Raw genomic sequence first — 10,252 nt, 5'->3', positions numbered from 1 at the left:
TTAGTGCTATCATCATTACAATAATTTATGTCATCAGCGGTTCCTTATTTGGAAAGAAAGTTAATTTTTCACTAAGATAACATAGCATTTTAAATGAGCCATATTTCTCAAACGGGCGCATTTCTCGCACATGGATTTGCGCCCATTCATCAAACGGGCCATTATATGTAGTATGATTTTCTACCGTATTCAACGTAAGTAAAGATAACAAAAATGGCGTTTTTCTATCTTTGTTGAAACATTATCTATAGTAAATATTTATAGTTATCAACGTTAACAAACATAGGACTTTACTTGGAGTGGTGGGTACGATAGGCTGGTTTGCCTGATGAAACACCTGCTTCAGCCTTTCATGACAGATTGTACCCATAGAGGCTCCAAGTCAAGTTCTTAACCGTTATCTACGGTTACATATAAACAATGATAAAAGGTGCAACACATCAACGTTTTATTGCTAATACTATATATAAAGGCCAGATTATTGAACGCCTATCAACAAATATTGTTGAGAATTAATGAATATAAAAAACTTTGTTTTGGAAAAGTAAACATCAAAAAGAGCCTTCCCTTTTAGGCAGACTCCTTTTGATGTTTTTTGTTTATAGCCATTGTACATTTTAAACTTCGAAACTATCTACAGAGAAATATCAGGAGAATTTGCATGCTTGATAGGGCTCAGGTTTCCATTAGTAATTCTTCGGGATTACCGGAATCAAAAGAAACGAATCATACTTTCCGCCGGCGTAAACCGAATGAGTTCCTTTGTTCACTGTATCGGTGTGCCCATACCCCCTTGAGCCTGTCGGGTTGTCATCGATAATTATGTCGCTACCTTTTATGACCAGTACCAGACTTTCCCCACTTTTGAGGAGTATGCTTGAAGGCAATATTTCAATTTCTACCGGCACAATTTCGCCCTTATTAAGTTTCAATAATCTCTTGTGCTTAAGTACAGGCTGATAAGGAGTGGATTTCACAGGATCCAGCTCTCTATGGGAAACCCTCAGCCATCCGCTAGCCACCTGACCGTCTTCAAGATGATTAAAGTCGGGCAAGAATACTTCATTCCCATGTCTGTCGAACTTCTTAATGCCGACAAAAAGATCCATATCATCCGTGTCATAGGTGGATACCCAGAGCTTGAGCTTCATATTTCCGGTGAGCTCCATGTCTTCGTCAGCAGTAAATTTAAATCTTAAATCATTGTTTTCCGTCTGACCGGGTTCGGCATTATAGGTAAGTTTGGTTTCGTTCTGAACGGGAACCTGCTGCAGGGACATTTCTTCTCCATTCAAATAGTATTCAGAGTATCTTGTACCTTCAATCGGCCATTCATTCGCGGTGCGAATGTGTCCCTTATAGAATTTCTCTCTGACTTCGTAGCGTACTCGAGGTGTATCCATCCAATCATTCTCAATGCCTTTCAGGAAATAGTCGAAGAACTCTTTCTGCTGTTCCAGCGATTCACGTAAATAGTAGGTTTCCCATTCCTTGCGTCCATGAACCAGTAACCACTTGTCTTTGGACGAAGCCTGTTTAAAGCCTTCAAAGGTACCGCGGTTATGTAACCCTTGGGTAGACCAGCTGGCACAAACAAACATGGGTACCTGGATATCGGACAATATAACCTGTCTTTCCTCCCAGTGCTCATCGAGTAACGGATGTTCTTTCTGTGCCGATACCATTGCTTCTATATTATTATTTGGCCATCGGGTATGTTGCAACTTCTCGAAATCAGCTGAGAAAACCGTTTCCGGTATTCCGCCGTGAAAGTACCATTCCCGGTACAGATCAGAAGTCCCTTCCCATGGGATGATTGCCTTCAGGTGAGGTGGATTCAGAGCGGCCACTCGCCATTGGGTCATGGCCAGATATGACACACCGTTTAGTCCAACATTGCCATCGCTCCACTCCTGAACGCCGGCCCATTCGATAACTTCATAATAATCTTGAGTTTCCGTTTTCGTCCAAGGGTAGAGGTCACCTTCCGAATTTGAACTACCCCGCGTTGCGATTTTAATCAATATATAATCGTTCGGCACCCAAAAACCAGGATCAGGAGACTCAAATGGTGCAAAAAGTGATGTAACGATAGTACCTACAGTTGGCCAAACTTGGCGGAATATATCATAGGGGGGCAAGCCATCTTTATTATATGGATCCATGCTCATTACCACCGGAAACTTCCCAGGCTTATCCGGACGGAAAACATTGACGTATATTGTGACCCCATCCCGCATTTTGATGGGAACATCCTTCTCCATTATCATCTCTTGATTACCATAATGCGCTGTATTTACTACTATTTTATTGAATCCTGGCTGAATGTCTTTTGGATTTGTAGGTTCTAATTTAGGATTACCTAAGAATTTATTCATTTTACATGTGCTCCCTTTCGTATGATGATTAATTGCCAAACTTTCCAACCTTCTCTTATAGTACCCAAAATTCAATGTTTATCCACCACCCCCTAAATATCATTGGCCAATTAATAATTGGTTAAATATCTCGTTTATCTATAGAGCCTTCTCGAGATCGCTTCATTTATACAGCAGTCTCCCGAAAAGATATTGCGCTACACATCACTTGAATGGATATCGGTATTTCACATGAGTTGTGAAATAAACATAGTTGCGATTCCAAAGTAAATAAGTAAGGACAGGATATCATTGATCGTTGTAATCAGCGGTCCAGAGGCTACGGCAGGATCCGCTTTAAGCTTATAAAGAATAAGTGGAATAATGGTTCCTGCAATAGTCCCGATAATCAGAGTTGCCAAGAGCGAAACACCTACAACTATTCCGAGCATCAAACTACCTCTCCATATATAAGCAACAACTGCAATAAGACTTGCACATGTGAGTCCGATAATAATCCCCACTAATAATTCTCTCCATAGAAGCTGGAATGCCTTCTTCATGCTGAGTTTTTCTGATATGAGTCCACGAACCACAACAGCAAGTGACTGGGTTCCTGTATTTCCAGTCATCCCAGCAATCATAGGCATGAAAAATGCAAGAGCTACTACAGCATCTAAAGTATCTTCAAAGCTTTCCATAATTTTTCCGGAGATAAGCCCAACAAATAGTAATATGATAAGCCAAGGAAGCCTTTTCCCAGCTGCTTTGAGTGGTTTAGTATGAAAGTCAATTTCCTTACCAGTCGCCATAAGCTTCTCAATATCTTCATCTGCTTCTTGATGAATGACATCAATAATATCTTCCACGTGAATAATCCCTATTAACTGTTTACTTTTATTAACAACAGGGATCGAAACAAGGTCTTCATCCCGAAAGGTCTTTGCTGCTTCTTCCTGGTCTAAGTCAGATGAAAAATACACAAGACTTCTTTTCATAATATCGGCAAGCACGTCGTTATTGGTCGCTGCAAGTAACTCACGGATTGAAAGTACTCCCTTTAATTCGTTCTCTTGATTAACCATATAGACATAATGGATGTTCTGTTTTCCATGCACCTGCTCTCTTAAATGAGATATCGCATGCTCTACTGTATAGAATTCTCGCAAAGCGATATACCCTTGTTTCATTAATGTTCCTGTTGTTTCATGTTTATAAATAACCTGAGTCATGTTAGGTACCTCCTTCAAAAGATGAGTTCCCCAAGACGTGGGGATATTTGTTTATTTTCTCTGTTTAAATTTCCTACAGGGGGTACGTCCATCCCCATCACCTCCCATTTAATTCTCTTCGATTGGATTTTAACATGTATTCACAAGTAAATGTACACGGTGTTGATTAAAGGTCTATCTGTATATTACAATGATATATTAGATGATTACAATAACCATTAATTTACGAAGTGTGCATTACTCAACATAATGAAAACAAGTGTTCATTATTTTATAAAAAAAATCAATGTTAGGCGTGATTAACGTGGCAGATCAAAAAGTAGATAGAAGGATTACACGTACAAAACGAATGATTAGGGATGCTTTTACACAGTTATTAGAGGAAAAAGGATTTGAGGGGATTACTGTAAGAGATATAACAGGAAAGGCTGATATTAATCGAGGCACTTTTTATTTGCACTATGATAGCAAATACGATTTGCTAGAAAAAAGTGAAACGGAAATTCTTGCAGAAATGAGTGGAATTCTTAAGAAGATCAATCCAAACATAATTATTCATTCACAAGCGCATAACGAGCCCATTCCTTTTTTAGTGACACTTTTTGAAATGATAAAAAAAAACTCTGAATTCATGACCGTGATTTTAGGTTCCAAGGGAAATCCGCTCTTCCAAGTGAAACTAAAAAATTTTATAAAAGACAATTTCCTTAGCAACATTCTTCCACAAGTTATAAAACAATCGAAGAATGATCCGTTTTTAGTTCCGTTAGATTACCTAATGGCCTATATAAGTTCAGCACACCTAGGTGTGATCCAACAATGGTTAGAGTCTAAAATGCAACAGACACCGAGAGAAATGGCTTTAATCTTATCAAATATCACTTTTTATGGACCAGCACATATTGTTGGAATAAGGAAGGATTAAAAAAAGGACCTTAGCTTAAGATGTGGCTTCGTGAGTGGAGAACCACCTGAAGGTTTTGAAATTTACTTAGGGAATTAATTATGTAATGTGTTCAAACATGATTTACAGGAAGACTCGTCAGATGAAGTAAAAATTAATTTTAGTGATGTAATATATCAGATTAAAATCGTAGTGAAGGCAAGTAATTTCCCCCTATCGATGTACTAATCTTGCCCTAAATAGCTTTGGGTTAGTTTGCTATTTGAAAAATCTAACTGATTTAATGGAAGCATTAATAAATACCAAGTTTGAACAAATGAAATTACACAATCGGGCGCAGTTGCGGAATAAGGGCTGCGCTTCAATCAGGCCCAAATTAGCTGAAGGATAGGGTCAGAAAGAAGAGGTTTTTATGAAGAAAAATAATAAAAGAAATTTTATTTTGATTTTAAGCATTGTGTTTGTTTTTCTTTTTACTTTTATCCCGAGTTTTGGGCTTAGAGTTGATGAAGGTTCTCGTTTTTGGGGATTTCCAGCTGAGTGGTTAGGTATATATGAATACGGCGGCTTTAGTTTTAAGTTGTTAGGTTTTTTGTTTAATATTGCATTTTTTTATTTAATCTTTTTATTGTTGACTAAAATATTTGTTGGATTAAATAATTTAAGAAATAGTAAGACCGATAGGGTTTGAAAAATGGTTATCTAGTTATTTTTCAATCGGGCACTTTCGCGGTATTAGCATCGCACCCGTTATTGCCTAGTCAAGACAGATTGTGAAGTTACAGTTGAAAAAAAGTCCGAAAATACATAGACAAGGAGATTTTAGATGAGTGATTGTTTATTTTGCAATCTAAAATTAGAACCAACTCAAAAAGTTATTATGAGTAACGAACTTTGTATGTTTTTACAGTTAGAACAGGCCCAAGTAAAAGGTATTCAACTTGAAGGAGCAGGGATAATTGTCCCTAAGAAACATAGAGAAACTGCATTTGACTTAACACTTGAAGAATGGAATGCAACATACGCACTTCTTCAAGAGGTGAAAAAATACTTAGACGAAAAGCATCGACCTCAAGGATACAACCTTGGTTGGAATTGTGGTGAGGTTGGGGGCCAGCATATATTCCATGCTCATTTTCACGTGTTACCAAGATATGAAGATGAACTACTTGCAGGCAAAGGTATTAGGTCTATGTTTAAAGGTGCTAATAATCAAAGGGGAAGTTTTTGATATTTATTGGCTTCTTGATCTCCCTACCACAATCGGACGCGAGAATTGAACAACGATTGATTTTGGGTTTGTTAGAAAGAAAAGGGTTAAGTTATATGACTGAATTATAAAACGACGATATGATATAATTACGGTATTAAAAGAAAGGGACGGTGAAAGCTATGAAATGGTCCGAGGTTAGAAAAATATACCCCGATCAATTTGTTAAACTAAAAGTATTATCGTCTCATATTGAAAATAGTCAAGAATTCATAGAAGATATAGCTATTATAAAACCCATACCTGATAAACTAGCAACGAAGGAACTTTTAAAATCAAAAGGTGATGAGTTGGTTTTTCATACTGTCAATGAAGATATTGTGCTTGAAGTCCGTCAAGATGTTGGATTAAGGAGATTTGACTATCATGAAAATCAAACATAAATATGGACTGCTTTTAGCGGATATTATTTTAACTTTCAACGGGAAAAGTAAAGTAATTGAAAATATGGTGGTAGATACTGGGGCTGCTAGAACACTTATTTCTCAAGACGTGGTCGAAGATATAGGTCTACAAGTCGATTTACACGATAGAATTGTCACCTACTTTGGAATTGGTGGAAAAGAGCACGCTTTTAGAAAAAGAATCGATCAGATACAAATCAGTGACTTTATAATTGAAAAGGTTGAAGTGGATTTCAATGATTTTGGATATGATGACATTAATGGATTACTTGGGTTAGACTTGTTAATGGAGGCGGGATTTACGATAGATTTATTGCATCTTCAAATGGATAGGGTTATCTAAAGAGAACCAAGAGTTATCGGTTCTTTTTTATGTTATAGAGATAATGATAATAAAAGTAAATTCCGCAATTTGATGCTTTAACGGAATAAAAGTTATGCTTCGATCGGGCCGTTTAATGTGAAAAGTATTTTATGGCAAATTACTAATTATAGGAGATTTAATACTTTGAAAAAATCATTTGTACTAATCGTATTTCTTGTGTCTCTGTTATCTGCGTGCCATACGAATATTAATGATTTAACGTTTGTTGGAGAAGGTGAAAATTGGTCAGCTGAAGTAACCGTTCATCAAACTAATGGAGAAGAAACATATCGATTTCAGCTTAATAACAAAGGAAATAACTTAGAAGAGATTGACACATTTCGTTATTTTGTGGAATCAAAAGATAACAGAGTAATCAATTACAGTGTAAATAATGCTACATTAAATCAGGAAGGCGTACATTACCACAAATCATTAAGTTCTAATAGTCCTTCTACAAGTGTGGAAGATGAGTTAGTGATAAAAGTAGAATGGAACGATGCAAGCGAAAGTTTTGATCTAAGAAGTAAGTGATTATATTGGAATAGTTATAATTAGTGTAACGAGGCTTTATTTGAATAACTATCTAAAACATCCGGACGCTTTAACAACATTAAAAGCGTGCTATTTCCATTATTGGGCCATTTTGTGACATGGCACTCAAGAGAGGGGATGGGTTCTTGGTCAATAAGAATCCTTCGAAATCGTATAAATGGCGAGCAAAGTATGGAACATTTATAACTGCATTAGTTTGCCTATATTGCCTGATTATCAACTGGGGACATAATTGGCTACTTGCAGGATTCTTTGGTTTGGGTGTACTTATTTGTGGAGCAATAGGAGTTTCTGATGTAAAGAAAATTAACAGCAACAAATAATAGACAATAAAGCAATCGGACGCGGCTGTCGTAAAACGAAATTGTGCCTTATCTTAAACAAATGAGCCATTCTGCGGAATAAAGGGGAGCATGAGCTACTTTGAAAGATAGAAGTAAGGCGAGTTGATTTAAAAAAACAGGGAGGAATTTCCATGAAACCACTGACGAAAAAACGTTTAAAAGGATACTTGATTGATCTTGCAATTTCCACTGCCGTAACGGCTGGGGCGGAATACTTTCTTAGGAAAAAAGTAAAAAACGAGGCGGTTCATGTATTAGTCACGCCGACAGTTGTCATGTGGGCACTGGAATATGCACAGTTGCGCCAGTTCGGGCAGACTGCAGGTTATAAGGTAAACGGACTTGTCGTTACAGATGAAAAGGGTGCTTGTCTGACATCCAAACAAATTGCGAAGCGAATGGCATACAGGGATACACTGAGCACCTTCGATTATTTGAAAAATCGCAGTGCATTTGAGGGAGAGAATGGTGGGGAATTCCCGCACGACCGATATGCTGGAACAGTGGTGAGGGAAGGGAAGCGAATTGAAAATCAATGAAACGTTTATAGCTTTGTAGGAACTATAAACGAACTAGGTTTCGTCATGAATTTCAAAAAATTAGACATAAATGTATTCTAAAAATAAGCACGATAATTGAATAAATTCGTGCCTTCCAGAATCGGTCCATTTTGTAGAGGACTTATTCTTAAACTTGAGGTGGATATTGGTGAAAGTCCTTAGAAAAATTTTTCCGATTATCGTAGTGGCATTATCAAGTTATGCCTTAATAACTGATACTACTGAGATGCTAATACCTTACATTTTGTTGTCAATGGGACTAATGCTTTTAGTTACGGGGATTAATGAATTTCAAAAGCGAAAAGTAACTGCTTTTGCATTATTCCTTGCATTTGGATTTAGTCTTTTTGTCGCCATTAAATTTTTTTTATAAAGCAATCAAGCGCCATTCTTGAATAAGGATTTGCGCTCTTTTTCGGGGAAAAGCGCCAGATGGCTGGGTACTCTAATAAGACGATATAAGAAATAGGGGATTCGATCAACCTACTCTAAAGGTGGGTGTTCAGTGGGATTCTTTTGTTGGAGTTGAGCATATTTGAAAAAACATTTGTGTCCGTACCTGCAATAAAAAACAACGAACAATTCAACCAATTGTATAAATACTTGATAAATATTGGACATTATCACTTTTATCTCATAAATATGTAATTGTAGTGTATTGTCTGAATAGTGTCGTGCGCAGGTACCCGACAAAGTCGTTGCAGCGAAACGGCACGCGCGCCGGCTCAATCATTAGATAACCTTTCCTTGAATCATGCATACTTTTACGTTAGAATGGGTATAGATAGTAAAAGAGAGAAGAGCTAGAACTCTCCTCTCCTGCAGCCTCTACCGTCCAGGTGGGTGGTTGTCAAACAAGTTTATTTATGTCGAGAACCACCCTTATGCTTGCGACGGCGTGGGGTGGCTTTCTTTTTGTCTAAAAAAGTTTTCTGAAAGAAATGCGCACTTATCGCACGCGTAATTCCCTTCAAGAGTTCTTTTAAAAACTCAAGAAATAGTTCCATGATTATCACCTCCTTTCCGGTTAAGGAAAGGGCAAGCGACAACCATCCACCCATACAATTTTGGCTACCCTACAATACTATCAGATTCTATCCAAAACAAATAGTCCAATCACATATCCTCTTCTGTTTTCTACAATAATCCAGGAACAAATATCCGAAACTTTACGAAAAAAAACATTCATCTATTCTCTTTTGATTAGCCCTTTTTTATTGAATAACATGCATTCTTTTAACTCTTCGTTCGTGCATTTCTTTCGTTGCGACAAGGAATAGCCCAATAGGTTAGATAAAAATCGGCGCACACCTTGTGTTGTAACTTCTTCCGGAAATTCAAGGGTGAAAATGTTACAGTCGTTATACCCAGTAGTTTGACTTGTCTGTAAAATAGGGTTCAACAAAAGGACTAGATTATTAAAAATCGCCCTAAGTTCATTTTCCATTTTCAGTAATTAAATTACAAGTAGTGATAGGGAGGAAAACCGTGCTCGATATAAAAGGTTACACAACATTCAAAAAAATAAAACCAATAAATAAAGGTTGGTCTAGCGACAAAAAACACTACATTGAAACCGTAGCCAATAAAAAATTGCTGCTTCGTATAGCCGGTATTTTAGAGTATGATAAAAAGAACAGTGAATTTGAAATGATGAAACGAATAGCTGAATCCGGTGTATCTATGTCGAAGCCTATTGATTTCGGTATTTGTGACAATGGCAAAAGTGCATATTCACTTTTTACATGGTGTGATGGAGAAGATGCAGATATTGTGTTACCAAAGATGACTAAAACGAGGCAATATGAACTCGGCGTGAAATCGGGACTATTATTAAGAAAAATCCATACTATTCCTGCACCAGATGAACAAGAACCATGGTAAACACGTTTTAATCGCAATGATTACGGCGACCCATGGGAAGAATTTAACCTCATTGTGTGAAGCGCTTCTGTCAGCCTACACTTTGCTACAGGACAACTTAATGGATATTTCAATGGAAGACCGCCTGAACAGTTTTTTAAACTTTTGGCTTTTTATATAAGCAGCAATACGTTGTCTTCAATATATTGGGCAATCCCTTTTGGTGAAAATCAAATTAGTGTTATGAAAAAACAGGCAGCCGAGGTTCCAACTTGGTTTGATGGTATGAATAATCCTTTGCCTACTTGGTATTTGGCAGATTTTTAGTATTCAACATTCGGGCGCTTTTGCAGTATAAGGTTTGCGCCCTTTTTTGCTTGATCGGGCCATCTTGTAGAA

Annotated in this window: 12 protein-coding genes; 9 read left to right on the top strand and 3 right to left on the bottom strand. The window is 37.3% G+C overall.

Annotated features, from left to right (window positions below; genetic code table 11):
- Positions 1-686: 686 nt before the first annotated feature.
- Entirely contained in the window at positions 687-2,378 is a 1,692-nt protein-coding gene (locus FILTAD_RS13030) for a CocE/NonD family hydrolase (protein ID WP_124071402.1), read from the bottom strand.
- 227 nt (positions 2,379-2,605) lie between these two features.
- Positions 2,606-3,589: a magnesium transporter gene (gene mgtE / locus FILTAD_RS13025; RefSeq protein ID WP_124071401.1), complete on the bottom strand. Its 984-nt coding sequence runs from the start codon at positions 3,587-3,589 to the stop codon at positions 2,606-2,608.
- Between the two features lie 304 nt (positions 3,590-3,893).
- Here mgtE and FILTAD_RS13020 point away from each other — a divergent pair, with 304 nt between their 5' ends.
- From FILTAD_RS13020 to FILTAD_RS16120, 8 genes are all read left to right on the top strand, one after another.
- Positions 3,894-4,514, top strand: a complete 621-nt coding sequence (locus FILTAD_RS13020; protein WP_124071400.1) for a TetR/AcrR family transcriptional regulator — start codon at positions 3,894-3,896, stop codon at positions 4,512-4,514.
- A 391-nt stretch (positions 4,515-4,905) separates the two neighbouring features.
- On the top strand, positions 4,906-5,184 hold the full coding sequence (locus tag FILTAD_RS13015; protein ID WP_124071399.1) for a hypothetical protein: 279 nt from the start codon (positions 4,906-4,908) through the stop codon (positions 5,182-5,184).
- Between the two features lie 135 nt (positions 5,185-5,319).
- A complete protein-coding gene (locus FILTAD_RS13010; RefSeq protein ID WP_124071398.1) occupies positions 5,320-5,724 on the top strand; it encodes an HIT family protein in 405 nt (134 codons plus the stop codon).
- 161 nt (positions 5,725-5,885) lie between these two features.
- Positions 5,886-6,146, top strand: coding sequence for a hypothetical protein (locus FILTAD_RS13005; protein ID WP_124071409.1), 261 nt, complete (start codon positions 5,886-5,888; stop codon positions 6,144-6,146).
- Complete coding sequence (locus FILTAD_RS13000) at positions 6,130-6,510, top strand: retropepsin-like aspartic protease (protein ID WP_124071397.1); 381 nt, start codon at positions 6,130-6,132, stop codon at positions 6,508-6,510. The genes FILTAD_RS13005 and FILTAD_RS13000 overlap by 17 nt, the downstream gene beginning before the upstream one ends.
- Positions 6,511-6,675: 165 nt before the next feature.
- Entirely contained in the window at positions 6,676-7,065 is a 390-nt protein-coding gene (locus FILTAD_RS12995; protein ID WP_124071396.1) for a hypothetical protein, read from the top strand.
- A gap of 496 nt (positions 7,066-7,561) precedes the next feature.
- Positions 7,562-7,969 carry an RDD family protein gene (locus tag FILTAD_RS12985; protein WP_124071394.1) on the top strand — a complete coding sequence of 136 codons (408 nt, stop codon included), beginning with the start codon at positions 7,562-7,564 and terminating at the stop codon, positions 7,967-7,969.
- 169 nt (positions 7,970-8,138) lie between these two features.
- Positions 8,139-8,363, top strand: a complete 225-nt coding sequence (locus FILTAD_RS16120) for a DUF3953 domain-containing protein (RefSeq protein WP_238988253.1) — start codon at positions 8,139-8,141, stop codon at positions 8,361-8,363.
- Positions 8,364-8,850: 487 nt separating this feature from the next.
- Here FILTAD_RS16120 and FILTAD_RS15990 read toward each other — a convergent pair whose 3' ends face one another.
- A complete protein-coding gene (locus FILTAD_RS15990) occupies positions 8,851-8,997 on the bottom strand; it encodes a hypothetical protein (RefSeq protein WP_203229715.1) in 147 nt (48 codons plus the stop codon).
- A 481-nt stretch (positions 8,998-9,478) separates the two neighbouring features.
- Here FILTAD_RS15990 and FILTAD_RS16115 point away from each other — a divergent pair, with 481 nt between their 5' ends.
- Positions 9,479-9,874, top strand: coding sequence for an aminoglycoside phosphotransferase family protein (locus FILTAD_RS16115; RefSeq protein ID WP_238988252.1), 396 nt, complete (start codon positions 9,479-9,481; stop codon positions 9,872-9,874).
- Positions 9,875-10,252: the final 378 nt, after the last annotated feature.

The sequence above is a fragment of the Filibacter tadaridae genome (assembly GCF_900609045.1).
Classification (GTDB): domain Bacteria; phylum Bacillota; class Bacilli; order Bacillales_A; family Planococcaceae; genus Sporosarcina; species Sporosarcina tadaridae.
This window is presented reverse-complemented; position numbering and strand designations above follow the sequence as displayed.